Genomic DNA, 23980 nt, shown 5'->3' with positions numbered 1-23980 from the left:
CAGGTCTCCTCAGGTACGGGGGAGTCGGTCGAGGTAGGCGAGGGCGTCCGCGAGGCCGATCACATCGCCGTACTTCGCCTGGATGTCGAAGAGGTTCGCCTCGTGCGGGCCGGGCGCGCGGTCGCCCACGCACTCCCGCGGCACGAGCACCGGGAAGCCGGACTGCACCGCGTCCACCGCCGTGGCCCGCACGCAGCCGCTCGTCGTCGCGCCGCACACCACGACGGTGTCGCAGCCCAGGGCGGTCAGCGTCGCCGCGAGCGAGGTGCCGAAGAACGCCGAGGCGCCCTTCTTGACGATCAGGTGGTCCTCGGGCCGGCGCGGCAGCCGGGGATCGACGGCCACCGCCTCGCTGCCCGCGCGCAGCGTCCGCATGCCCTGCGCCTTCTGGAGCCAGGTGACGGAGTCACCGGCGGCCTCGGCGGGCGTGTAGGCGATGGCCGTGAACACCACCGGTACCCCTGCCGGGCGCGCCGCCTCGATCAGTTGCCCCGTTGCCCCGACCACGTCCGTCAGATCGGCCCCGGACGAGAAGGCGTCCTCGGTGAAGCCACGGGTGAGGTCGACGACCACGAGCGCGGGGCGGCCGCCGCGGCGCACGGGGGCGCCGAACCCGGCGCGCTCGTAGGTGCGGTCGGTGGTCTCCCCGTACCGGCCCGCGCTCATGCCCGCCTCACGGCCTTCAGCTCGCGGCGCAGCCCGGCCATGCGCCCGAGCAGCCAGCCCTCGAACAGGCCGAAGGCGAAGGCGGCGGCCACCGGGCCGTACTTGGTCAGTGCCGGACCCGCGAGCACCGCCAGGCCGTCCAATTCGGGGGCGGCCGGGGCCGCCGCCGTCGCAGCGGCCGGTGCGGATGCCGCCGTCGGGCCCGCCGCCGGGCTCGCCGCAGGCACCCGCTGCTGGTCCAGCAGGCTGCCCAGGTTCCGCGCGAACTGCTGCAGGATCCGGTCCGAGACCGCGCCGATCGCGCCCTTCCCGAACTGCGCGATCTTCCCCCGGATCACCAGGTCGGTCTCCAGCCGCAGCAGCGCGCCCTCCGGCGCGTCCGCCACCACCAGCGTCACCTCGGCCTCGGCGTCACCGCTGCCGTGCGCGTCGGCACCGCGCGCCCGCACCCGCAGCCGCCGCTCCCCGGCATCGGCCTCCAGGAACCGTACGGTCCCGGCGTACGCCGCCGTCACCGGACCGACCCGGACCGTCACCCTGCCCTGCCAGGCGTCGCCGTCCTGCCCGTCGAGCGCCGCGCCCGGCATGCACGACGCCACCCGCTCGACGTCATTGAGCAGCGCGAACAGCCGGTCCGGCGGGGCCTTCACGGGGACCGTGTGGGTCAGCAGCATCAGTTCTCCTTCCCGGCGAGCCGGCGGGCCGCCGCGCAGCCGTCGATGGCCTCGACGATGGTCTGGTAGCCGGTGCACCGGCACAGATTGGCCGCGACCACCTCGCGGATCTCCTCCTTCGTCGCCTCCGGCCGCTCGGCGAGGAACCCCTCGGCGAGCATCAGGAAGCCGGGTGTGCAGAACCCGCACTGCAGTCCGTGGTGCGCGCTGAACGCCTGCTGCAGGTCGCTGAGTTCACACCCGCCCGCACCGCCGGACAGCGACTCGACCGTACGGATCCGAGCCCCCTCCGCCTGCGCCGCGAACATCAGGCAGGCGCGTACCGGCCGGTCGTCGACCAGCACCGTGCAGGCACCGCAGATGCCGTGCTCGCACCCCACGTGGGTGCCGGTCAGCCGCAGGTCGTGCCGGAGCACGTCGACGAGGGTGCGGCGGGACTCGGCGAGCACTTCGTACTCCTCGCCGTTGACGTGCAGCGTCATCAGCTGCAGATCGGCTGTCCGGTCGGCCGTCGGGCCGGTCGTCGCTTCGGTCATCGGGCACGCTCCAGGGTCGGCTGCCGCCGCAGTGCGTCGTGCACCGCCGCCGGCGTGATCGGCGTGTGGTCCAGTTCGACGCCGGTGGGGCGCAGGGCGTCGTTGACGGCGTTCAGCACGGCGGCGGGCGCGCCGATCGTGCCGCCCTCGCCGGCGCCCTTCGCGCCGGTCTCGGTGAACGCGCACGGCGTCTCCAGGTGGTGGATCGCCACGTCCGGGATCTCGTGCGCGGTGGGCACCTTGTAGTCCATGAAGCCGGTCGTCGACGGCTCACCCTGCGCGTCGTACGTCACCTGCTCGAAGAGCGCGCCCGCGATGCCCTGCGCGATACCGCCCCGGCACTGGCCCTCCACCACCTGCGGGTTGACCGCCACGCCGCAGTCCTCGACGCACACGTACCGCAGGATCTCCACCTGCCCCGTGCCCTCGTGCAGCTCCACCACGCAGGCGTGGGTGGCGTTGGAGAACGTGCCGTCGTTGAAGACGTCGAACGCGGCGGTGGCCGACAGCCCCGGCGCGACGTCCTTCGGCAGCAGGTGCGCCTTGAGGTACGCGATCTCCGCCAACTGCTCGTACGTGAGCGACACGGCGGGCTCGTCGCGGCGCCACACCCCTCCGGTCCCGCACTCCGTGTCCTCCGGGGCGACGCCCCAGCGGGCCGCGGCGATCCGCCGGAGCTTGGTGCCCAGCCCGGCCGCCGCCAGCCGGACGGCGCTGCCACCGACCGCGATGGACCGGCTGGCGAAGGTGCCCCAGCCGTAGACCACACGGTCGGTGTCGCCCTGGTGCAGCTTCACCTTCGCCAGTGGCAGCCCCAGCTCGTCGGCGACGATCTGCGCCATGGTCGTCTCATGGCTCTGGCCGTGGCTCATCGTGCCGGTGGTGACCGTGACCGCGCCGCTGGTGTCCATCCGCACCTCGGCGAGGTCGAAGCCGGGCACCACCTCCATCTTGCGCTGCGCGAAGGCGGCCGAGCCGTAGCCGGTGCGCTCGCTGAAGCAGGAGTAGCCGATGCCGAGCCGGCGTCCCTCGGCCGCGGCCGCCGCCTGCTTCTCGTACCAGCCCTCGGCCCGTACGGTCCGCTCGCACAGGTCCAGCGCCTCCCGGTAGGACCCCGGGTCGTAGGTGATGCCGTTGACGCCCGTGTACGGGAAGTCGGTGATGACGTTGCGGCGGCGGATCTCGACCGGGTCCAGGCCGAGTTCGCGCGCCGCGCGCTCGAAGAGCCGCTCGACGACCATCACGTACTGCGGCCGGCTCACGCCCCGGTACGGCGCGGTCGGCGCCTTGTTGGTGGTCACGGCACGGCCGCGCACCCGGTACGCGGGCACCCGGTACACGCCGGGCATCTCCGCCGACGCCATCAGCGGCTCGATGCCCGCGGTGAACGGATAGCAGGAGTAGGCGCCCATGTCGCACACCACATCGGCGTCCAGCCCCAGGACGTGCCCCTCGGCGTCGAACGCGGCCCGCACGTCGTAGTGCTGCTCGCGGGCGAGGAACGACGCGGTCAGCGCGTCCTTGCGGTCCTCGATCCACTTGACCGGCCGGCGCAGCCGGAGGGCCGCGGCAGCGGCGGCGATCTCCTCCCGGCCCACGACGCACTTCAGCCCGAAGCCGCCGCCCATGTCCGGCACCCGCACCCGCACGGCCCGCTCGTCCAGGCCCAGGCAGCGCGCGGCCACCGTCCGCACCTGGTGCGGCACCTGCGTACAGGTCTCCAGTACGAGCTGCTCCTCGCGGTCGTCCCAGTGTGCGACCGTGCCGCGGGTCTCCAGCGGCAGCGCGTTCTGCCGCCCGGTCCTGGAGTCCACCCGGACCACGCACGCCGCCTGCGCGAAGACCTCGTCGATGCCCTCCGTGGCGAAGAGTGAGACGTCGACGAGGGTGTTGCGCGGCGCCTCGTCGTGGAGCAGCGGCGCGCCGTCGGCGAGCGCCTGCTCCTCGCAGGTCACCGGCGGCAGCGGCGCGTAACTCACCCGGGCCGCCTCCAGACCGTCCTCGGCGGCGTACGCGTCCCGGGCCACCACGACCGCCAACGGCTCGCCGACGTACCGGACGCGGTCGCGGGCCAGGACGGGCATGGCCGTGGGCACGTACTCGGTGAGCGGGCGGTCCAGCCGCGCGGTGATGTCCCCGAGGCCGAGGTCCTCGGCGGTGAACGCGGCGACGACACCCGGCACGTGACGCACCGCGCTCAGGTCGACGCCGGTCACCTCGGCGTGCGCGACGGTGCTGCGGACGAACTGCGCGTGCAGCATGCCCGGCAGCGCGATGTCGTCCACGAACCGGCCGCGCCCGGTCAGCAGCCGCGGGTCCTCGCGGCGGGCGACCGACCGGCCCACCAGCCGGCCTTCCGATGCGGATGTCCCCGATGCGGATGTCACAGGGCCATCGCCTCCTCACAGGCGCGCCGGACCAACGTACGGATGAGATGACGGCGGTACTCCGGGCCGCCGGCGGCGTCGCCCGGCGGATCGCTCGCCTCGGCCGCCGCTGCCGCGCACTCGGCGAACGTGCCCCCGCAGGCCAGCACGGCCTCCGCCTCGGGGACCCGTACCGGCGCCGGGGCCACCCCGCCCAGCGCCACCCGTCCGCCGTGCACCGCGCCGCCCGCCACGTCGAGGTCGACGGCGGCCGCCACGATCGCGAAGTCGCCGCGGCGCTCGGCGAATTCGGTGAGCGCGGCATGCGGTGCCGGGCGCGGGAAGACGATCTCGACGAGGAGTTCGTCGGGGTCCAGCGCGGAGGTGTAGTACCCGAAGAAGAAGTCCTCGGCGCGGATGCGGCGGCTGCCGCGCGGCCCCTCCGCCACGATCTCGGCGCCGAGCGCGACGGCCAGCAGGCACCACTCCGCTGTGGCGTCGGCGTGCGCGAGGCTGCCGCCGACCGTGCCACGGGTCCGGATCGGCAGATGCCCGATCCAGCCCATGGCCCGGCGCAGCACCCCGAAGCCCGGCTCCAGTACGTCCGGTGGCGTGGTCTCCACGGTGTGATGCGTGGTCAGCGCCCCGATGTGCAGCGCGCCGTCGGCGTCGGTGTGCAGGTGGTCGAGGGTCCGCAGGCCGCCGATGTCGACCAGGTGGGCCGGCCGGGCCAGCCGGTAGTTCATCATCGCCACCAGACTCTGGCCGCCGGCGATGACCTTCGCCTCGTCGCCGAGCTCGCTCAGCAGCCGGGTGGCGTCCTCGGCGCTGCGGGCCCGGTGGTAGCGGAAGGGGGCGGGCTTCATGGTCCTCCTTGTCGGGTACGGGCGGGCGGCGTTCGCGCGGACGGCGGAGACTCCCTAGAGCGCGGTCCGCGGGGCGGCCTCCGGTACGTCCTGGGATTCCGGGTCGGTGCCGTCCAGCTCGGCGCCCTTGGTCTCGGGGGCCGCGACCGCCATCCAGAGGACGGCGAGCAGCACCGCCACGGCGAGCACGGCGAAGGTCAGCGGCAGTCCGATCAGCGGCCACATCACCGAGCCGAACAGCAGTGGCGCGAACCCGGTGAGCACCCTGCTGACCGAGGAGGCCCAGCCGAAACCGCTCGCCCGCAGCCGCGTCGGGTACAGCTCCGCGACGTACGCGTACATCGCGGGGATGGCCAGCTGCATCAGGAAGCCGAAGACGCCGATGGCCACGAGCGAACCGGCCGGCAGGTGCAGCACCAGCGCGAAGACCACCAGCGCGAGCGCGGCGACCGGCGCGGAGACGCCGATCAGCCACTTGCGGCCGACCAGGTCCACCAGCGCGGTGGAGACCAGTACGCCCACGATGCCGACGCCGCTCATCAGCGTGGTGTTCATGAACGCGGCGGTGTCGCCGAGCCCCTGCTCCTTCAGGATGGACGGCAGCCAGCTCAGCGCCGCGTAGTAGACGAGCATGACGGTGGCGAAGAGCAGCCAGGCGGCCGAGGTGATCCGCGGGCTGAACGACCAGATCCTGGCCAGCTGTTCGGCCGCGGCGCGCGGCCCCCGGGTCCGCTCCACCGCCACCGGCGCCGGGATCACGTACGGCTCGACGGGCGCCCCGGTGCGGGCCACCAGGTCGTCGATGACCGCACGGGCCTCCGCCTCGCGGCCCTGCCGGGTGAGGTACACCGGCGACTCGGGCACCCCGCGGCGCACCCAGAAGAGCAGCAGCGCCGGCACGCTCATCGTGGCGAGCATCCACCGCCAGTTGCCGTCCAGCGGGAGCAGGGCCGTGGACACCAGGCCGCACAGCGTCACGCCCACCGGCCACCACGCGTCCAGCGCGGTGAGCACCCGGCCCCGGTACTTCCGCGGCGCGAACTCGCCGACCAGCGCGTAGTCCACGGGGATGCAGCCGCCGAGCCCGATCCCGGCGAGGAAGCGCAGCGCGAGGAAGACGGGGTAGGCCGGGGCGAGCGCGCCGAGCACCGAGAACACCGCGAAGATCAGCAGGGTGACGCTGAAGGCCTTCTTGCGGCCGATGCGGTCCGCGATGGCGCCCCAGACCACCGCGCCCAGGGCCATGCCGACCAGATTGGCGGTGGCGACCAGGCCGCGGGCGCCGAGCGAGAGGTCGAAGTGGGCGCCCACCAGCGGCATCAGGAAGCCGTTGAGCGCGATGTCGTACGCGTCGAAGAGATAGCCGAGGCCGCCGATGAGGAAGATCCGGCCCTGGACCCCCCATTTCCACGGCAGGTCCTGGACGATCCGGTCGCCTGTCTTCATGTCGCTCCTGTGTCCGGGGCGGAGTGCCGGTGCGGTGGGTGAGCGGAAGAACTGTCAGCGGGCGAACGGGTAGGAGAAGGCGACGGAGTCGGGGTCGTGCAGCGGGGTGCCGCGCCACAGCCACTCGTAGGACAGATCGGACTCGCCGTCGAAACGCTTGAGCGTCTCGTCCCGTGCGGACTGATCGGGGCCGTCGGGGAAGTGGTAGAAGGTCTTGTTCTGGAGCGAGGCGTCCTGGACCATCCCGGCGTGCTTGGCCCGCCGGTCGACGTAGCGGCGCAGCGCCGCCTCCACCTCACCGCTGTTGACCGCGCCCAGCTCCTCGGCCAGTACCGCCGCGTCCTCCATCGCCTGTGAGGCGCCCTGTGCCTGGTAGGGGAGCATGGCGTGGCAGGCGTCGCCCAGCAGCGCGACGCGGCCGTCCATCCAGACCGGGTCCCGGCGCCGGTGGTACAGCGCGAAGCAGCTGACGTCGTCCTTGGCCTTGGAGAGCATCGCGGGCACCCGGTCGTCCCAGCCGGGGAAGGCGTTCACCAGATCCTGCGGTGTGGAGGCGACGGTCCACTTCTCCGCGACCTCGTCCGTGCAGGGCACGCACGCGACGACGTTCAGGAACTCCCCCCGGCGGATCATGTAGTGGACCAGGTGCCGGCCGGGGCCGTACCAGATGGTGCTCTGGTACCGGTCGACCAGCCAGCGGGTCGCGGGGTCGGCTGCGACGAGGTCGCCGGGGATCAGCGCCCGGAAGGCCATCTCGCCGGAGAACTCCAGCGTGTCCGGGGCGCCGATCAGGTCGCGCACCCGGCTGCGGATGCCGTCGGCGCCGATCAGCACGTCGCCGGGGTAGCGCCGCCCGTCGTCGGTGACGGCCACCGGCCGTGCCGGGTCGGACCGGTCCACCTCCGCGACCCGGCTGGAGGTGTGGACCTGGACCACGGGCCCCGGCCCGGCCGGGTCGAGGCAGGCGTCCATGAGCACGCGGTGCAGGTCGGCGCGGTGGTAGTGCCAGTACGGGGCGTTGTACCGGTCCTTGCAGTGCTGGCCCAGCGAGGTGAGGCCCACGATGCGGCCGTCCTGCCAGCGCCGCCTGACCTGGTCCAGCGGCTCGGTGTGGATGGCCTCCAGCCGCCGGCGCAGCCCGAGCCCGAGCAGTACCCGGCTGGCGTTCGGCGCGGTCTGGATGCCCGCGCCGACCTCGCCGAGCTGCGGTGCCTGTTCCAGGACGGTGACCCGCAGGCCCCGTTGGCGCAGCGCCAGCGCGGCGGTCATGCCGCCGAGGCCGCCGCCGGCGAGGGTGACTTCGTAGGACTGACTGGGCGCCATTGTTCCTCCAGGGAGTGGTGAGGCAAGGCGTTGCCGGATATGGGGTCCGCGGGTCCGCGGCCGGGCCCGTCAGCCGTCGTCGGTGAGCCTGCCGTCCACGACGACGTCGGTGCCGTCGACCGAGACGGTGCAGCCGCGCATCGCGATGTCGACGTGCGCGTAGGACTCCCGGCCGAGGACCGGGTGCGGCCCCGTGGACCACAGGAAGTTCCCCGCGAAGGCCCGCGCGTCCATGCCCATCAGCTCGTCCTTGCCGTACATCGCGGTGGCGAACCAGTCGGCGGTGCGCATCAGGCCCCACCCCATGTGGGACAGGCTGCGCCCCCACTTGTCGTCGAAGTCGTCGAAGAAGGTGTTCAGCAGGTCGGCCTCGGCCCCGCCGCTGATCCTGTCGATGTGCCCGCCGGCGACGTCGAGGGTGACCGGCTCGCGCACGTACTCCTTGAACGGCAGCAGGATGTCGCCCTTGTCGAGCACGATCCGTCCGTCGGAGATCTCCGGCCAGCACAGCACCATCGTGCTCGGCCAGTGGTCCCAGCGCCCGGGATCGTCCGCGAAACCGCACTGGAACTCCGGCTTGGAGCCGGTGAGCCGTACGGTCAGGTCCGTACCCGCGGCCGAGGTGACCCGCATGACGGACGACCGCTTCAGCAGGTCGACACCGGCCAGGACCGCTTCCTTGTCCGCCTCCGTGGGCAGGTTGCGCACGAGCACGTCGGGGGCGTCGCACACGAAGAGGATGCGGGTGCCGGCCTTGAGGATGTCCTGCTGCACGGGCGCGTGGATGAACCCCTCACGGGTCAGGTCGACGACCAGGTCGGCGGATTTCAGCAGCTCCTGCGCGGTGGTGTCGTTCAGCACCGACGTCAGGCCGGGGCCGGCGCCGGTGTGGGTGCTGGGCAGCGGCGCCGGGGTGCCGCCGGGCACGGTGGCCGCGATGACGTGGGCGCCGCAGGCCTTTGCCGCGCCGAAGGCGGCGGCCACGTAGTCGCCGCGGCTGCCCGGCTCGGCGAGTACGACGACGTGCTCGTCGCTGCGGAGCTTGCAGAGGCGCAGTTCGCGGGTGAAGGCGTCGAGGAGGTCGACGGAAGAGAGGTCGAACACGGAATCCTCCAAGGGCGTACGGGTGTGGCTCGTGGAGTTCGTCGTGACGTGCGGCGGCAGCGCCGCCCGGGGCCGCGGCGGGCAGCCGTCATGAGCCCGCCGTACATGCTCTGATCTGCGGAGACGCGCATTTCCTGCGCGCCCCGACAGAGATAATCCGAACACGTACTATCTTGGCTTGGCAAGGGGTCCGGCGCGAGTTCACCCGGTTGTTGCGCGGCGGAACGGCACGACGAAGCGCCGCCCCCGGAAGGGGGGCGGCGCCTGAAGGGGAGTCCCTGGCGGTCCGGACGGTGGCGAACTACGATGGTTCTCGTACATCGGGAACGCACCGTACGGGAGCGCCGACCGACAGGAGCCGTCCATGCCGTCCGCCACCTCCACACCCGCCGAGGGCGGCCCGCGCGTGCTGGCGCACCCGAGCCGCGACGCCATCCGGCTGGAGGACGTGCTGCACGCGCTCGCCGACCCCGTACGGCTCGGCATCGTGCGGGTCCTGGCCGACGCCGAAGGGGAGTGCTCCTGCTCGGTCTTCGACGCGCCCGTCAGCAAGTCCACGCTGACCCACCACTTCCGAGTGCTGCGCGAGCACGGTGTGATCACCCAGACCTACCGCGGCACGGCCAAGATGAACGCGCTGCGCCGGGACGACCTGGCGGAGCTGTTCCCCGGCCTCCTGGACACCGTGCTGGCCGCGGCCCGGCGGCAGGCCGGGGCCGGCCTCAGCGCAGGTGCGGCCGCAGCAGGTGCGACCAGCCCGTCCTGAGGTCCTGGTACTCCTCCCGGGAGTACTCCGAGCGGCTCCGCGTGAGGTGCTTGCCGTCGACCAGCGCGGCCCACCGCTTCGGGGCGGCGCCGTAGAGGTAGGAGCGGTAGTTCGCGGCGCGCGCGGCGCTGGGGGAGTGCTCGTCGGAGAAGTCGACGTGGCCCGCCTCCTGACGCGCGTACAGGTCGTAGTTCTCCGCCGCGGCGAGCAGCGACCGCTGCCCCTTGCCGCCCTGCGGGATGAGGTTGTAGGCCGCGAACTGGTCGGCCGCGTCCTCCTCGTGCCCCGTGAACGGCAGCCGCAGCTTGTCGATCAGCGCGTGCGCCGACTCGTGGTACAGCGTCTCGGACACCACGCCCGCCGTCCGCTCGCCGACCCTGCCGTACCGGGCGTCCTTGAACATGTCCCGGACCTCAGCGACGAACTCGTAGCAGACGTCGATCCGGCCCTTCTCCGGGTCGTACGCGATGTCGCTGTTGCCGCACGAGCGGCCCGTCATCCGGATCTTCGCGGGGATGTCCAGCTTGCCGTTGAGCTTGCCCGAGACCCGCTCCAGCAGGCGGTTCCGCTGGAGGAAGGCCCGCTCGTCCGCGCCGCCGCGGCCGGGCTTCAGATACTGCGGCACCAGACCGCGGGCCGGCGCCGCGGCGTGCCCGGCGGCGGCCCGGCCGGAGTCGGCCCAGCCGGGCGAGGCGGCGACCAGCGTGGCCGAGAGGCCCGTCAGTGCCGTCGTGGTCAGTACGGTCCGGCGGAGCGCCGCGCTCCGCCGGGACCGCGCCTTGGGAGCGGCGTGCTTTCCTGTCATGCCCGCCACCCTCGCCGTCCCCGGCCCGCCGGCGGATCCTCCGCCGGACTCCGGCACGCCCCGCCGACCGGCGGGGGCGGACACCGCCGATCTCCTCTTCAGGTGCCGCTCCGACGCCCCTTACCTGCCGTAACCTCGATCGCGGAGAGCGCCGCCGGATCCGGCGGCGGACAGCGCCGGAACGAGGAGCACGGGTGATTCGGGTCGTGGTCGTGGACGACGAGGAGCTGGTCCGCTCCGGGCTGCGGCTGATCCTCGGCTCGGCGCCGGACATCGACGTGGTCGCCGACTGCGGCGGCGGCGAGGCGCGCGCCACCCTGCTGGCCCACCGCCCGGACGTGCTGCTGCTGGACATCCGCATGCCGGACGTGGACGGGCTGACCATCCTGCGCGGGCTGCGCGACCTGCCGGACCCGCCGAAGACCGCCATGCTCACCACCTTCGACGGCGAGGAGTACCTCGGCGCCGCACTGCACGAGGGCGCCGCCGGCTTCCTCCTGAAGGACACCGCACCGGAACAACTGGTGCACGCGGTACGGGTCCTGGCCGACGGCGGCCGGGTGCTCGCGCCCGGCGTCACCCCGGCCGTCATCGGCGGCTACCTCGGCGGCAAGCCGGACGCGGCCGCGGCCCGCAGCGTCGGCGGCCTCACCGACCGCGAGCGGCAGGTGCTCGCGCTGGTCGGCGAGGGCCTGTCCAACGGCGACATCGCGCTCCGCCTCCACCTGGCGCACGGCACGGTCAAGGACCACGTCAGCGCGCTGCTGGCGAAGCTCGGCGGCCTCAACCGCGTCCAGGCAGCGGTGATCGCGGACCGCGCGGGCCTGGTGGGGCCGGTGGAGCGGGACAGGGCGTACGGGGACGCGCGGCCGTGACCGACGGCGCGACCGTCGTCGACCGGGCCCGCCGGCACGCCGTCCCCGCCCGCGTCCTCCTGACGCAGGTGCTCCCCGTGGCCCTCGGCCTGCTGGACGCCTTCCTCGTCAACGGTACGGAGCCGGGCCTGCCGCTGTGGCTCTCGCTCGCGTCGGCCCTCGTCCTGCTCGTCCGGCGCCGCTGCCCCGAGGCCGCCCTCGTGGTGTCGCTGCTGGGCATGTACATCGGCTACATCTGGTTCGCCCCGATGATCGCGCTCTGCACGCTCGCCGCGCGCCGTGCCGGTACCGCCGTCGTGGTGGCGGGCGCGCTGGCCCTGGCCCTCGCGCACTACCTCCCGTACCCGCTCGGCGACTGGGCCCCCACCGCCGGCCGCCAGAGCGTCCTGGACGTGCTGGACTCCTGCGTCCTCGGCGCCGGCGCCGTCGTGTTCGGCCGCTGGGCCCGGATGCGCAGCCAGCTGCGCGACCGCGTCCGGGACCTCACCGAGAGCCGCCACCGCGAGGCGGAGCTGCGGGCCGAGCGGGCGGTGTCCACCGAGCGGGCCCGGCTGGCCCGCGAGATGCACGACGTCGTCGCCCACCAGGTGAGCCTGATCAGCCTGCAGGCCGGCGCGCTCCAGGTGACCTGCCGGGACGACGCCTCGCGGGAGCGCGCGGGCACGGTGCGCGACCTCGCCGTGAAGACCCTCGAAGAGCTGCGCCACATGGTCGGGGCGCTGCGCTCCGGCGGCGGCACGGGCGCCGGGCTCGCCCCGCAGCCCCGGCTCGCCGACCTGCCCCGGCTGGCCGCGCAGAGCGGCCTGCGGGTCGCCCTCGACCTCGGCGGCGTGCTCGGCGACGGCCCGGGGGCGCACGCGCGCAGCTGGCCGGAAGCCGTCGAACGCGCCGCCTACCGCACCGTCCAGGAGGCGCTCACCAACGTCCGCAAGCACGCGCCCGGTGCCGAGGTCCGGGTCACGGCGGAGGTACGGGACGCCGGCACGGCCGGGGAGGCGCTGACCGTGGACGTACGCAACGGACCCGCCGCACCGGCCGCCGCCCCCGAGGAGCCCGGCCACCCGCTCCCCGAGGGCGGCCACGGCCTGCTGGGCCTGCGGGAACGTGCACTACTCCTGGGCGGCACGTTCGCCGCCCACCCGACGGGCGACGGCGGCTTCCTGATCAGCGCGGGCTTCCCCACGGGGCGGGGGTAGCGGCGGCCCGTGCGGCCCGGCGAGCGGCCGCACGGGCCACCCGTACGGGAAAGGTGCGGGCCGTCCTCACCGTCCCGCCCGCGCCGCCTCCAACAGCCCCTCCCAGTCCGGGATCTTCACCGTCGTACGGCCCAGCTCCTGGCCCAGGGCCGCCTCCGCCGCCTCGATGCCCAGCCAGCCCGGCCACGGCACCGGCCGCTGCCCCGCCCGCCGCAGCGCCGCCACCGGATCGTCCGGCAGCTCACGCCCGGCCAGCCCCGGCGCGTCTTCGAGCAGCGCGCCGACGGTCTGCTTCGCGCACGGCCGGTTCGTGCCGATCACGCCCGTCGGCCCGCGCTTGATCCACCCGGCGACGTACTCACCCGGGCACGGTGTGCCGTCCCGCAGCACCCGCCCTGCCACGTTCGGCACCGTCCCCGTCGCCGTGTCGAACGGCAGCCCCGGCTGCGCCACGCCCCGGTACCCCACCGAGCGCAGCACCAGCCGCGCATCGATGTCCTCGTACCGCCCCGTGCCGCGCACCCCGCCCTGCCCGTCCGGCGCCGTCCGCTCGAACCGCACGGCGCGCACCCCGTCCGCCGCGTCACCGATCAGCTCGGCGGGGCGCAGGTAGAACCGCAGGTGGATGCGGCGCCGCGGGCCGTCCGGCGGGGGAACGGGCCGCCGGGACCACTCGCGCAGCACATCGACGTTGCGGCGCACGACGGCCGGCAGCGCGCCCGGGTCGGCGCTGCACGCCGGGTCCATCGCCAGCTCGTCCGGGCGTACCACCACATCGGCGCCGGGCAGGACGCCCAGCTCCCGCAGCTCCTTCGTGGTGAACTTCGCCTGGGTGGGGCCGCGCCGCCCCACCATCCAGACGTCGCGCACTCCGCTCCCGGCGAGCGTTTCGAGGGCGGGCTGCGGCACGTCCGTGGGCACCAGGTCACCGGCCGCGCGGGCCAGGATCCGCGCGACGTCGACGGCGACGTTGCCCATGCCGATCACCACGGCGGACTCCCCGCCGAGCGCGAACGCGCCGGCCGCCGCCGCGTCCGGGTGCGCGCTGTACCAGGACACGAACTCCGTGGCGGAGCGGCTGCCGGGCAGCTCCTCGCCCGGGACGCCGAGCCGCCGGTCGGTGGCGGCGCCCACGCAGTAGACCACCGCGTGGAAGATGCGGCGCAGCTCGGCGTGGTCGAGCCCGCCCGTGCCGACGTCCACGTGGCCGAGGAAATGGACACGCGGGTGCTCCAGCACCGTCCTGAGCGTGCCCTGCAAGGTCTTGATCTTCTCGTGGTCGGGTGCCACGCCGTACCGGACGAGGCCGTACGGGCATGGCAACCGGTCCAGGACGTATACCTCGACGTCCGGTACGGCCTGCTGCTGGACGAGAGCCTGAGCGGTGTAGACCCCGCTCGGTCCCGATCCGATCACTGCGACACGAAGCACTGGGAGGCCCCTTCCGCGGGATACCTCCAGGATCGCACCGCCGCACGGGGTAGGGGAGGCCGCCGCGCGGTTGCGCCCCCTGGTGTGGCGCAAAACCCCACGGGAACGCACCGAAACACGTGCCTTGCCCCGGCCCACCCGCCGCAGGGGCGGCCGAACGCCGGTCCGGCCCCAGACGTCCGGCGCCAGGACACCGGCCTCCGGCCTCCGGCTGCCGGCTTCCGGCTTCCGGGGTAGATCCATTGGGGTGTCGGCTCGCTAGGGCGTCAGCTTCCGCATGCGGCCGATCTCTGCCGTCTGCTGGGCGATGACGTCGGTGGCCATCTCCTCCACCCGGACGTTGTTGCCGTCGGAGAGGGCGTCGGTCGCCATGGTCACCGCGCCCTGGTGGTGGGTGATCATCAGCGTGAGGAACAGCTCGTCGAAGCCCTTGCCGCGGGCCTCGCGCAGGTTGTCGAGCTGGGCCTCCGTCGCCATGCCCGGCATCGCGGCGGAGTGCTCCCCGTGTTCCCCGCCCTGGTCCCCGTGCCCGTCGTGGCCCTGCTCGCGCGGGCCGCCGTGACCGGTCAGCCAGCCCTTCATCGCGTCGATCTCGGGCCGCTGCGCGGCGTCGATCCGGTCGGCGAGCCGCTTCACGGACGCCGCGACGGCGTGCTTCTTCGCCAGCGCGGTCATCACCAGGGCCTGCCGGTGATGCTCGATCATCATCTGTACGTATGCGAAGTCGGCGGAGTTCGGGGAGTCGTCGCCCACCTCCTTGCGTGCCTCGTCGGCGGAGAGGGTGCGCGCCGGTTCGCCGGGCTTCCCGGGAGCGATGACCCGCTGCCCGGCGTCACCGGCAGCCGCGTCCGTCGCACCGCCACCGCCCGCCGAACAACCGCCGGCACCGAGCACCGCGGCGGTTGCGGCCGCGACGATTGCGAGGGCGACTCTCCTGGAACGCTTCACGGTGGAACTCCTGTTCTCGGCCGGACCGTTCACTGATCCCGCAGGCTATGTGTGACATCTTCTTTACGGCCTATTGAGATGTACATGAGCAGCGCGATACTACCCAGGGTCAACTCCGGGGCCAGAACAACCGTTCCCACCCCGAACGGACTCCAAGGGAGGACGCTGTGACGTCGTCGACGCACAGACCCACCGTACGAAGACCACTTCTGCCACGCCGTCCCGGCCGCCGCGGTCACCTCCGCGCGGCCGTCGCCGCGTGCGGCCTGCTCGCCTCGCTGTTCGCGGCCGGACCGGCCGCCGCCACCCCGGACCCGGGCGACACCCCGTCCGTGCACCGGGAGGTGAGCAGCGGCCAGCGGGCCGACACCAAGGAGGCCATGGAGAACGGCGAGATACCCGGCGTGGACGAGGTCGTCCACAGCGACAACGTCCGGCACCTCGCCAACCTCCCCAAGGCCGCGCTGAAGAGCACCAATTCGGACCTCGCCTTCCAGGGGAAGTACGCGTTCGCCGGCAACTACGACGGCTTCGCGATCTACGACGTCTCCCGGCCCAGCAAGCCCCGTACCGTGAGCCAGGTCCTCTGCCCCGGCTCGCAGAACGACGTTTCCGTCTCCGGTGACCTGCTCTTCCTCTCCACCGACTCCTCGCGCAGCGACGACTCCTGCAGCAGCACCACGCAGCCCGCGACCGAGAAGTCCTCCTGGGAGGGTATGAAGGTTTTCGACATCAGCGACAAGAAGAACCCGAAGTACGTCGCCGCCGTCGAGACCGCCTGCGGCTCGCACACCCACACCCTGGCGCCGGACCGCAAGAACGTGTACGTCTACGTTTCCTCGTACTCACCCAGCGAGGCCTTCCCCGACTGCCGGCCGCCGCACGACGGCATCTCCGTCATCAAGGTGCCGCGTTCCGCGCCCGAGAAGGCCGCGGTCATCGACTTCCCCGTGCTCTTCCCCGACGGCGGCAACCCCGGCGGCTCGGCCAACCCCGGGGTCTCGCAGACCACCGGCTGCCACGACCTCACCACCTTCCCGAAGCTGAAGCTGGCGGCAGGCGCGTGCATGGGTGACGGCATCCTCCTCGACATCGAGAACCCGGCCGCGCCCAAGGTCATCGACCGCGTCCAGGACAACGTGAACTTCGCCTTCTGGCACTCCGCCACGTTCAACGAGAGCGGCAAGAAGGTGGTCTTCACCGACGAGCTGGGCGGCGGCGGTGCCGCCACCTGCAACGAGAAGACCGGCCCGAACCGCGGTGCGGACGGCATCTACGACATCACCGGCAAGGGCGACCACCGCAAGCTGGTCTTCCGCAGCTACTACAAGATCCCGCGCCACCAGGCCGACACCGAGAACTGCGTCGCGCACAACGGCTCGCTCATCCCCGCCAAGGGCCGCGACATCATGGTCCAGGCGTGGTACCAGGGCGGCGTGTCCATCTGGGACTTCACCGACTCCGCCAAGCCCGAGGAGATCGGCTACTTCGAGCGCGGTCCGCTCTCCGCCGACACCCTCGTCGGCGGCGGCTCCTGGTCCGCGTACTACTACAACGGCCACATCTACTCCAACGACATGGCCAAGGGCTTCGACGTCCTGAAGATCGACGACCGCCGCACGGACAGCGCGCGCTCGGTCCACCTGTCCGAACTGAACGTCCAGACCCAGCCCGACTACCGCTGACCGGCGGGAAGTTCCGGCTCCGGCGGCCGCTCGGGCTCCGAAGTCCGCCCGGACTCCGGCGGCCGCCCCGGCTCAGGCGTCGTCCCCGACGCCTGAGCCACGATCGACGGCGGGCCCGCATGCAACAGCGGGCCCGCCCCGGGACCCTCCTCGGCCGGCACCACACCTTCGGGCGGCACCACACCCTCGGGCGGCGCCCCGAGCCACCAGTCCAGCCCGTACCGCTGGAACAGTTCGCCGCGCAGCCGGCTGACCGGCATCGGCGCGCCCGGCAGCAGTACGGCGACCACCGCGCCCATGAGCAGTGCGCGCAGCAGCGGATAGTCGGTGTCCGGATCGGCCGACCCATAACGGATGACCGTGTCGCGCAGCAACTGCGCGAGCCGCTGCTGCTCGGGACACTGGATGAATCCCTCGGCGGTCAGGATGCCCGCCATGTGCGTCCGCATCAGCGTGGGCCGATCCTGGGCCAGCCCCAGGATCGCGTCGATCGCCCGCGCGAGCAGCTCCCGCCCCGCGTCCGGCCCGTCCGGACACGGTTCCCGGGTCAGCCCGGCCTCCAGCGACAGATGCATCAGCCGGTGCACGGCGGACTGCAGCAACTGCCGCTTGCCCGGGAAGTAGTACGAGATCAGACCACGTGCCGACCCGGCCCGGTCCGCGATGGCCCCCAGCGTCGTCGCCTCGTACCCCCGCTCGCCCACCAGCTCGACAGTCGCCTGCAGCAGCCGCTCCCGGGAACGCCGCCGCAATTCTTCGTTGACCGATGCGCTGCGGGGGGACATTCTGTAACTCCTGCGTTGACTGGCTCCGGGCCAATATACTCAGTCCGTCTCCGGACACCGACTCCCCCCGGAGCGGTATCCGGTCAAGCTGCCTGCTTCGGGCGACGCGGGGGATCGCCCGAAGCAGGCCATCGCGCTGCCCGTGCCGTCCCCGCCCCGCTCGATGCCCCGCCCCAGCTTCGACAACGGGCGATGCCCGGATCTACGGCCGAGTTGCCCGCTGAGGTGCGCCTGGACGTACCTCACGGCCGGCTGCGCGCCGCCGGCCTCATGAGGGCAGGACGCCACCACGGGGGATCCACCGCCCTGCCTATGGCAATCTGACCTTGCCGCCGATGGGGTGCGGAATGGCTGAAGGGGGCCGTGGCGATGGCTGTTGAGGTACCTGAAGACGTGCGGGAGCAGTGCGCGCGGTTGGGGGCGGGCGTTGTGTACGCGCTCAAGGTGCTGTGCGGCCGGCTGGCGGAGGACCCGTTGTGGGGCACTCCGGGGTGGGAGCCGTCGATGTATGTGGTCCACGTCGACGGCGAGACCTTTGACGACTGTCCGGGGCTGGACGTGCATTACGCCTACGGGCTGCCGGAGCTGGCCGAGGGCACGGTGCAGGTACGCAGGGTGGACGTGCTGACCAGTGCGCCCGCGCGGACGGCGGAGCCCGAGCACGCCGGCCGGAACGAGGGGCCGCTCGAGGACGCGGTGCAGGCGCGGCAGGTGACCGAAGCCTGGCAGCGGATCGAGACCTGGCTTCGCCGCTACGCCCCCACCACGCACGCCGCGCTCAAGCCCGGTGCGACGGAGAGCGAGGTGGCCGCGCTGGAGGAGGCACTCGGTGTGCGGGTTCCGGCGTCGCTGCGTGCGCTGTGGCGGCTGTGCGCGGGGAGTCTCGATGTGCGCGGGGCGGGGCTGTTTCCGGACCATGGCTGGGCCTTGATGGGCCTCGACGCGGTGGAGAGGTCGTACCAGGGGCACATGGACATCCAACGTCGCCAGGTGCAGCGGTTCGGTGAGAGTGAGGAAGAGGGGATGCCGCTGTGGAGGCCGTCCTGGTTTCCCTTCTGCTCGTGGAGCGTCACGGATCTGAGCCATGGCAGGTTCGTGGACGGCGAGACGGGCGAAACCGGGGGGTGGGACGAGACGGCTGAGCGCACGGTCGAGGACAAGTCGTTGACCATGTTCCTGGAGGAGACGGCCGACAGGCTGGAGTACCCGAAGCTGTTCCCCGGCCACCGGCCGGGGCTGATCGACGGCATGCTGGTGTGGGGCCCGCCGGAGGACCCGGACGAGAGGGCCTTGTGGGAGCCCTGGAACGGCTGAAGTGCGCGTCGTCAGGTTGGTCGGTGCGTCGTGCTCAACCCTCCGGCCGCGCCAACAGGCCCACCGCTGCGATGACTTCGGGCGCGAGTCCCTCCGCGCCCTCGTCGACGAATCGGGACAGCCGGGTGCGCATGCGTGGGTCCCAGAATCTGTGGATGTGGCCCGCGACGGCTTCTGCGGCCCGGTCCTCGGGGAGGTGCCGGAAGGCTCTGGCGATGTCGTTCGCCATCCGGCCTTCCGGCGGAAGGGGCACGGTGGTACTCATTCAGTCCCTCACCGTCAGTAGGCCGTCCTCGACCGCCTCAGCGGTGGTTCCCCGATGGGTTCCTACCAGCCCTACCTGTACCGCCGTCACCTTGTACTCCGGGCAGTTGGTCGCCCAGTCCGAGATTTCGGTGGTCACCACGTTGGCGCCGGTCACGGGGTGGTGGAAGGTGGTGTGGACGACGCCGGGCGGCATGCGGTCGGAGACGGACGCGCGGAGTGTGGTCTCACCGACGCGGCTGGTCAGCCGGACCGTGTCGCCGTCGTTGATGCCGCGTACCTCGGCGTCGTGCGGGTGTACCTCCAGGAGGTCCTCGGCGTGCCATGCCACGTTGCCGGTGCGTCGCGTCTGCGCCCCGACGTTGTACTGGCTGAGGATGCGGCCCGTCGTCAGGATCAGGGGGAAGCGCGAGGTGGTGCGCTCGTCCGTCGGTATGTAGGAGGTGACGACGAACCGGCCCTTGCCGCGGGTGAAATCACCGACGTGCATGGTCGGTGTGCCTTCCGGCGCCTCGGCGTTGCACGGCCACTGGACGCTGCCGAGCTTGTCCAGCAGCTCGTAGGACACACCCGCGAAGGTGGGGGTGACCTGCGCGATCTCTTCCATGATCTGCCGCGGGTGGTCGTACGCCATCGGGTAGCCCATGGCGGTGGCGATATCGCAGATGATCTGCCACTCGTGCTTGCCGGTCTTCGGCGGCATCACCGCACGTACCCGGTTGACCCGGCGTTCGGCGTTGGTGAAGGTGCCGTCCTTCTCCAGGAAGGAGGCGCCGGGCAGCAGGACGTGTGCGAACTTCGCCGTCTCGTTGAGGAACAGGTCCTGCACCACCACCAGCTCCATCGACGCGAGCGCGGCGGTGACGTGGTGGAGGTTCGGGTCGGACTGGGCGATGTCCTCGCCCTGGACGAACAGGCCCCGGAAGTCGCCGTCGATGGCGGCGTCGAACATGTTGGGGATGCGCAGCCCGGGTTCGGGGAGCAGCTCGCGGCCCCACAGGTTCTCGAAGACGGTACGGACCGCGTCGTCGGCGACATGGCGGTAGCCGGTGAACTCGTGCGGGAAGGAGCCCATGTCGCACGAGCCCTGCACGTTGTTCTGGCCGCGCATGGGGTTGACGCCCACGCCCTCGCGGCCGACGTTGCCGCAGGCCATGGCCAGGTTCGCCATCCCCATGACCATGGTGGAGCCCTGGCTGTGCTCGGTGACACCGAGGCCGTAGTAGATGGCGCCGTTGGGTGCCTGCGCGTACAGCCGGGCGGCGGCCCGCAGTTCCGCTGCCGGGACGCCGGTGAGGGGTTCGGTGGCCTCCGGGCTGTTGTCCGCGCGGGCGACGAACTCCGCCCACTCCTCGAAGCCCTCGCATCGTGCCGCGACGAAGGACTTGTCCGTCAGGCCCTCGGTGACCACCACGTGCGCGAGGGCGTTGATGACGGCGACGTTGGTGCTGGGCCTGAGCTGGAGGTGGTGTGCGGCCTCGACGTGCGGTGAGCGCACCAGGTCGATGCGGCGCGGGTCGATGACGATGAGGCCCGCGCCCTCGCGCAGCCGGCGCTTCATCCGGGAGGCGAACACGGGGTGGGCGTCGGTCGGGTTGGCCCCGATGACCATGATGACGTCGGCCCGGGCGACCGAGCGGAAGTCCTGCGTGCCGGCGGATTCGCCGAAGGTCTGCTTCAGCCCGTATCCGGTGGGGGAGTGGCAGACCCGTGCGCAGGTGTCGACGTTGTTGTTGCCGAAGGCGGCGCGCACCATCTTCTGGAGGACGTAGACCTCCTCGTTGGTGCAGCGCGAGGAGCTGATGGCGCCGATCGAGCCGGGGCCGTGGCGCTGCTGGATGTCCCGCATCCCGGTGGCGACCGTGGCGATGGCCTCGTCCCACTCCACCTCGCGCCACGGGTCGGTGGTCTTCTCGCGCACCATGGGCTTCAGTACGCGGTCGGGATGGGTCGCGTAGCCGAAGGCGAACCGGCCCTTCACACAGGAGTGGCCCTCGTTCGCGCCGCCGTCCTTGTAGGGCACCATCCGGACCAGCTCGTCGCCGCGCAGCTCCGCCTTGAAGGAGCAGCCGACGCCGCAGTACGCGCAGGTGGTGACCACCGAACGGGTCGGCATCCCGAGGTCGACGACGGACCGCTCCTGGAGTGTGGAGGTCGGGCAGGCCTGGACGCACGCGCCGCACGAGACGCAGTCGGAGTCCTGGAACAGCTCGCCGGCACCGGGGGAGACCTTGGAGTCGAAGCCGCGGCCCTCGATGGTCAGGGCGAAGGTGCCCTGCACCTCGCCACAGGCCCGTACGCAGCGCGAGCAGACGATGCACTTGGACGGGTCGAAGTCGAAGTAGGGGTTGCTGCGGTCCTTCTCGGCGTCGAGATGGTTCTCGCCCTCGTACCCGTATCTGACCTGGCGCAGCCCGACGACTCCTGCCATGTCCTGCAGCTCGCAGTCGCCGTTGGCCGGACAGGTGAGGCAGTCCAGTGGATGGTCGGAGAGGTACAGCTCCATGACGCCCCGGCGCAGCTTCGCCACCTTCGGCGTGTGGGTCCGCACCCGCATGCCCTCCGTGACCGGCGTGGTGCAGGAGGCCGGGGTGCCCTTGCGTCCGTCGATCTCTACGACGCACAGCCGGCAGGAGCCGAACGCTTCGAGGCTGTCCGTGGCGCACAGCTTGGGTACGTCGACGCCGGCCAGCGCCGCCGCGCGCATGACGGAGGTGCCCTGCGGCACCGTCACGGCCAGGCCGTCCACCTCCAGCGACACCGTTGCCTCCCCGGGACGCTCCGGGGTGCCGAAGTCGGGTTCCTTGAGCAGACTCATGCCGTGCCCTCCATCCTGGCAACGCTCGCCTGCGCGGGCTGTACCGCTCCGCGGAGGCCGCGGGCGAGGAAGTCGTCGGAGAAATGTGTCATCGCGCTGCGCACCGGCATCGGCGTCAGCCCGCCCATGGCGCACAGCGAACCGTCGGTCATCGTCCCGCAGAGGTCCTCCAGCAGGACGAGGTTGTCCTCGCGCTGCTCACCGGCCACGATCCGGTCGATCACCTCGATGCCGCGTACTGAACCGATGCGGCACGGGGTGCATTTGCCGCAGGATTCCGCGGCGCAGAACTCCATCGCGAAGCGGGCCTGGGCCGCCATGTCCACGGTGTCGTCGAAGACCACGATGCCGCCGTGGCCGACCATCGCGCCGGCCGCCGCGAACGCCTCGTAGTCCATGGGCAGATCGAACATCGAGGTGGGCAGGTAGGCGCCCAGCGGGCCGCCGACCTGTGCCGTACGGACCGGACGCCCGGAGAGCGTGCCGCCGCCGTAGTCCTCGATCAGCTCGCGCAGGGTGACGCCGAACGCGGTCTCCACGATGCCGCCGCGGGCGACGTTGCCGCCGAGCTGGAAGACCTGGGTGCCGCGCGAGCGCTCCACGCCGAGCTGCTGGTACGCCTCGGCGCCGCGGTCCAGGATCACCGGCACGGTGGCGAGGGTGAGGACGTTGTTGACCACGGTCGGCTTGCCGAAGAGCCCTTGCAGGGCCGGGATGGGCGGCTTTGAGCGGACCACGCCGCGCTTGCCCTCCAGGCTCTCCAGCATCGAGGTCTCCTCGCCGCAGATGTACGCGCCGGCGCCGACCCGTACGTGCAGGTCGAAGTCGAGATCCGAGCCGAGGACGCGGTCACCGAGCCAGTTGTTCTCGCGGGCGATGCCGATCGCGGCGCGCATCGTGGCCACCGCGTCGGGATACTCCGAGCGGATGTAGAGGTAGCCCTCCCGCGCGCCGACCGCGTGCGCGGCGATCGTCATGCCCTCGATGAGCAGGAAGGGGTCGCCCTCCATGACCATGCGGTCGGCGTAGGTCCCGCTGTCGCCCTCGTCGGCGTTGCAACAGACGAACTTCGGCCCGTCCGCGCAGTCCAGTACGGTCCGCCACTTGACGCCGGCCGGGAAGCCCGCGCCGCCCCGGCCGCGCAGACCGGACCCGGTGACCGCGGCGACCACGTCGGCGGGCGGGAGTTCCAGTGCCTTGCGCAGCCCTTCGAGGCCGCCGTGCTGTACGTAGTCCTCGGGCGAGAGGGGGTCGGTGAGCCCGGCCCTGGCGAAGGTGACCCGTGTCTGGCGGGTCAGCCAGGGCAGTTCGTCCACGATGCCGAGCCGGCGGGCATGGTCGGCGCCGTCGAGCATGCCGGCGGCGACGAGGTCCGCGACGTCCGCGGGGCCGATGGGCCCGTAGCCGACGCGGCCGTGCGGCGTCGCCACTTCGACCAGTGGCTCCAGCCAGAGCATGCCGCGGGATCCGTTGCGTACCACCTCGACCGGCCGCTCCTGTTCGGCGGCGGCCCGGCGTACGGCGTCCGCGACCGCGTCGGCGCCGACGGACCTCGCGGCCGAGTCGCGGGGGACGTACACCGTCACGGGGGAGTCCGGTACGACTGTCATGAGGAGACCGCCTCGTCGAGGAGGGCGTGCAGACGGTCCGGGCTCATCCGGCCGTGCACCTTGCCGTCGATCTGGACGGAGGGCCCGAGGGCGCAGTTGCCGAGGCAGAAGACCTGCTCGACGGTGACGGCACCGTCCGCGGTCGTGTCGCCCGGTGGGATGCCGAGCCGTTCGCGGGCGCGGGTCACGAGCGCGTCGGCGCCGAGGGCCTGGCAGGCTTCGGCACGGCAGATGCGCACCGTCGTACGGCCGGCCGGCTCGCGGCGGAAGTCGTGGTAGAAGGAGACCACTCCGTGCACGTCGGCGCGGGAGAGGTTGAGTTCCCGGGCGAGTTGCGCGATCGCCTCTTCCGGTACGTGCCCGAGTTCGGCCTGGACGGCGTGCAGTATCTCCAGCAGTGGGCCGCGTCGGCCGCGATGGGCGGCCACGATCGCGCTGATCGCGGCTTCCGTCGGCACATCACGCACGCTTGTCGTCATGATCGCTCCACCTCACCGTCGAG

The 23980-nt window shown here is 72.3% G+C and carries 21 protein-coding genes; 5 read left to right on the top strand and 16 right to left on the bottom strand.

All coding sequences use genetic code 11. The annotated features are described in order from the left end of the window. Positions 1 to 9: 9 nt before the first annotated feature. The 8 genes from ACZ6WH_RS14025 to ACZ6WH_RS13990 all read right to left on the bottom strand — a co-directional run bounded on the left by ACZ6WH_RS14025 (position 10) and on the right by ACZ6WH_RS13990 (position 8981). Positions 10 to 666, bottom strand: coding sequence for an isochorismatase family protein (locus tag ACZ6WH_RS14025; RefSeq protein ID WP_469728343.1), 657 nt, complete (start codon positions 664 to 666; stop codon positions 10 to 12). Next, positions 663 to 1340, bottom strand: coding sequence for an SRPBCC family protein (locus ACZ6WH_RS14020; protein WP_469728342.1), 678 nt, complete (start codon positions 1338 to 1340; stop codon positions 663 to 665). The genes ACZ6WH_RS14025 and ACZ6WH_RS14020 overlap by 4 nt, the downstream gene beginning before the upstream one ends. After that, positions 1340 to 1876, bottom strand: coding sequence for a (2Fe-2S)-binding protein (locus ACZ6WH_RS14015; protein ID WP_469728340.1), 537 nt, complete (start codon positions 1874 to 1876; stop codon positions 1340 to 1342). Before ACZ6WH_RS14015 ends, ACZ6WH_RS14020 begins: the two co-directional genes overlap by 1 nt. Then, entirely contained in the window at positions 1873 to 4263 is a 2391-nt protein-coding gene (locus tag ACZ6WH_RS14010; protein WP_469728339.1) for a xanthine dehydrogenase family protein molybdopterin-binding subunit, read from the bottom strand. The genes ACZ6WH_RS14015 and ACZ6WH_RS14010 overlap by 4 nt, the downstream gene beginning before the upstream one ends. Beyond that, positions 4260 to 5108, bottom strand: coding sequence for an FAD binding domain-containing protein (locus ACZ6WH_RS14005; RefSeq protein ID WP_469728337.1), 849 nt, complete (start codon positions 5106 to 5108; stop codon positions 4260 to 4262). Before ACZ6WH_RS14005 ends, ACZ6WH_RS14010 begins: the two co-directional genes overlap by 4 nt. 54 nt (positions 5109 to 5162) lie before the next feature. Continuing rightward, the gene (locus ACZ6WH_RS14000; protein ID WP_469728336.1) at positions 5163 to 6554 is read right to left on the bottom strand and encodes an MFS transporter; all 1392 of its coding nucleotides are present in this window, start codon (positions 6552 to 6554) and stop codon (positions 5163 to 5165) included. A 54-nt stretch (positions 6555 to 6608) separates the two neighbouring features. Next, the gene (locus ACZ6WH_RS13995; RefSeq protein ID WP_469728335.1) at positions 6609 to 7877 is read right to left on the bottom strand and encodes an FAD-dependent monooxygenase; all 1269 of its coding nucleotides are present in this window, start codon (positions 7875 to 7877) and stop codon (positions 6609 to 6611) included. Positions 7878 to 7946: 69 nt separating this feature from the next. Continuing rightward, on the bottom strand, positions 7947 to 8981 hold the full coding sequence (locus ACZ6WH_RS13990) for a 2,5-dihydroxypyridine 5,6-dioxygenase NicX family protein (protein WP_469728334.1): 1035 nt from the start codon (positions 8979 to 8981) through the stop codon (positions 7947 to 7949). 364 nt (positions 8982 to 9345) lie between these two features. Between ACZ6WH_RS13990 and ACZ6WH_RS13985 the strand changes: the two genes are divergently transcribed. Beyond that, entirely contained in the window at positions 9346 to 9747 is a 402-nt protein-coding gene (locus ACZ6WH_RS13985; RefSeq protein WP_469728333.1) for an ArsR/SmtB family transcription factor, read from the top strand. Here the strand turns inward: ACZ6WH_RS13985 and ACZ6WH_RS13980 are convergent. Then, a complete protein-coding gene (locus ACZ6WH_RS13980) occupies positions 9704 to 10552 on the bottom strand; it encodes a DUF4344 domain-containing metallopeptidase (protein WP_469728332.1) in 849 nt (282 codons plus the stop codon). The genes ACZ6WH_RS13985 and ACZ6WH_RS13980 overlap by 44 nt on opposite strands. Positions 10553 to 10746: 194 nt before the next feature. On the opposite strand from ACZ6WH_RS13980, the gene ACZ6WH_RS13975 reads away from it, so the two are divergent. Then, positions 10747 to 11427, top strand: a complete 681-nt coding sequence (locus tag ACZ6WH_RS13975) for a response regulator (RefSeq protein ID WP_469728331.1) — start codon at positions 10747 to 10749, stop codon at positions 11425 to 11427. Further along, complete coding sequence (locus ACZ6WH_RS13970; protein WP_469728329.1) at positions 11424 to 12623, top strand: sensor histidine kinase; 1200 nt, start codon at positions 11424 to 11426, stop codon at positions 12621 to 12623. Before ACZ6WH_RS13975 ends, ACZ6WH_RS13970 begins: the two co-directional genes overlap by 4 nt. Before the next feature lie 66 nt (positions 12624 to 12689). Here the strand turns inward: ACZ6WH_RS13970 and ACZ6WH_RS13965 are convergent, their stop codons facing one another. Together ACZ6WH_RS13965 and ACZ6WH_RS13960 are read right to left on the bottom strand one after the other, a co-directional pair. Beyond that, positions 12690 to 14054: an FAD-dependent oxidoreductase gene (locus ACZ6WH_RS13965; RefSeq protein ID WP_469728328.1), complete on the bottom strand. Its 1365-nt coding sequence runs from the start codon at positions 14052 to 14054 to the stop codon at positions 12690 to 12692. A 258-nt stretch (positions 14055 to 14312) separates the two neighbouring features. Beyond that, positions 14313 to 15002, bottom strand: a complete 690-nt coding sequence (locus ACZ6WH_RS13960) for a DUF305 domain-containing protein (RefSeq protein WP_469728327.1) — start codon at positions 15000 to 15002, stop codon at positions 14313 to 14315. A 209-nt stretch (positions 15003 to 15211) separates the two neighbouring features. Here ACZ6WH_RS13960 and ACZ6WH_RS13955 point away from each other — a divergent pair, with 209 nt between their 5' ends. After that, complete coding sequence (locus ACZ6WH_RS13955) at positions 15212 to 16687, top strand: LVIVD repeat-containing protein (protein WP_469728950.1); 1476 nt, start codon at positions 15212 to 15214, stop codon at positions 16685 to 16687. Here the strand turns inward: ACZ6WH_RS13955 and ACZ6WH_RS13950 are convergent. After that, the gene (locus ACZ6WH_RS13950; RefSeq protein WP_469728325.1) at positions 16678 to 17472 is read right to left on the bottom strand and encodes a TetR/AcrR family transcriptional regulator; all 795 of its coding nucleotides are present in this window, start codon (positions 17470 to 17472) and stop codon (positions 16678 to 16680) included. The two genes, ACZ6WH_RS13955 and ACZ6WH_RS13950, sit on opposite strands and share 10 nt — an antisense overlap. Positions 17473 to 17901: 429 nt before the next feature. On the opposite strand from ACZ6WH_RS13950, the gene ACZ6WH_RS13945 reads away from it, so the two are divergent. Next, positions 17902 to 18786, top strand: coding sequence for an SMI1/KNR4 family protein (locus ACZ6WH_RS13945; protein WP_469728324.1), 885 nt, complete (start codon positions 17902 to 17904; stop codon positions 18784 to 18786). Between the two features lie 34 nt (positions 18787 to 18820). Here ACZ6WH_RS13945 and ACZ6WH_RS13940 read toward each other — a convergent pair whose 3' ends face one another. From ACZ6WH_RS13940 to ACZ6WH_RS13925, 4 genes are read right to left on the bottom strand one after another with little or no spacing between them, the layout of a single operon-like run. After that, complete coding sequence (locus ACZ6WH_RS13940; protein ID WP_469728323.1) at positions 18821 to 19051, bottom strand: formate dehydrogenase subunit delta; 231 nt, start codon at positions 19049 to 19051, stop codon at positions 18821 to 18823. Then, positions 19052 to 21868 carry a formate dehydrogenase subunit alpha gene (fdhF, locus tag ACZ6WH_RS13935; protein WP_469728321.1) on the bottom strand — a complete coding sequence of 939 codons (2817 nt, stop codon included), beginning with the start codon at positions 21866 to 21868 and terminating at the stop codon, positions 19052 to 19054. It abuts the gene before it with no gap. After that, entirely contained in the window at positions 21865 to 23478 is a 1614-nt protein-coding gene (locus tag ACZ6WH_RS13930; RefSeq protein ID WP_469728320.1) for a formate dehydrogenase beta subunit, read from the bottom strand. Before ACZ6WH_RS13930 ends, fdhF begins: the two co-directional genes overlap by 4 nt. Then, a complete protein-coding gene (locus ACZ6WH_RS13925) occupies positions 23475 to 23957 on the bottom strand; it encodes a formate dehydrogenase subunit gamma (RefSeq protein ID WP_469728319.1) in 483 nt (160 codons plus the stop codon). Before ACZ6WH_RS13925 ends, ACZ6WH_RS13930 begins: the two co-directional genes overlap by 4 nt. Positions 23958 to 23980: the final 23 nt, after the last annotated feature.

It is taken from the genome of Streptomyces sp. NPDC050806 (assembly GCF_055586425.1).
The sequence above is the reverse complement of the archived record's forward strand: the minus strand, read 5'-3'. Positions and strand labels throughout refer to the sequence as shown.

Excerpts from the sequence above, each read along its gene's own strand:
- fdhF (WP_469728321.1), bottom strand. The coding sequence starts at position 21,868 with ATGAGTCTGCTCAAGGAACCCGACTTCGGCACCCCGGAGCGTCCCGGG.
- ACZ6WH_RS13950 (WP_469728325.1), bottom strand. The coding sequence starts at position 17,472 with ATGTCCCCCCGCAGCGCATCGGTCAACGAAGAATTGCGGCGGCGTTCC.
- ACZ6WH_RS13940 (WP_469728323.1), bottom strand. The coding sequence starts at position 19,051 with ATGAGTACCACCGTGCCCCTTCCGCCGGAAGGCCGGATGGCGAACGAC.
- ACZ6WH_RS14015 (WP_469728340.1), bottom strand. The coding sequence starts at position 1,876 with ATGACCGAAGCGACGACCGGCCCGACGGCCGACCGGACAGCCGATCTG.
- ACZ6WH_RS13925 (WP_469728319.1), bottom strand. The coding sequence starts at position 23,957 with ATGACGACAAGCGTGCGTGATGTGCCGACGGAAGCCGCGATCAGCGCG.
- ACZ6WH_RS14020 (WP_469728342.1), bottom strand. The coding sequence starts at position 1,340 with ATGCTGCTGACCCACACGGTCCCCGTGAAGGCCCCGCCGGACCGGCTG.
- ACZ6WH_RS14005 (WP_469728337.1), bottom strand. The coding sequence starts at position 5,108 with ATGAAGCCCGCCCCCTTCCGCTACCACCGGGCCCGCAGCGCCGAGGAC.
- ACZ6WH_RS13995 (WP_469728335.1), bottom strand. The coding sequence starts at position 7,877 with ATGGCGCCCAGTCAGTCCTACGAAGTCACCCTCGCCGGCGGCGGCCTC.
- ACZ6WH_RS13930 (WP_469728320.1), bottom strand. The coding sequence starts at position 23,478 with ATGACAGTCGTACCGGACTCCCCCGTGACGGTGTACGTCCCCCGCGAC.
- ACZ6WH_RS14025 (WP_469728343.1), bottom strand. The coding sequence starts at position 666 with ATGAGCGCGGGCCGGTACGGGGAGACCACCGACCGCACCTACGAGCGC.
- ACZ6WH_RS14000 (WP_469728336.1), bottom strand. The coding sequence starts at position 6,554 with ATGAAGACAGGCGACCGGATCGTCCAGGACCTGCCGTGGAAATGGGGG.
- ACZ6WH_RS13985 (WP_469728333.1), top strand. The coding sequence starts at position 9,346 with ATGCCGTCCGCCACCTCCACACCCGCCGAGGGCGGCCCGCGCGTGCTG.
- ACZ6WH_RS13980 (WP_469728332.1), bottom strand. The coding sequence starts at position 10,552 with ATGACAGGAAAGCACGCCGCTCCCAAGGCGCGGTCCCGGCGGAGCGCG.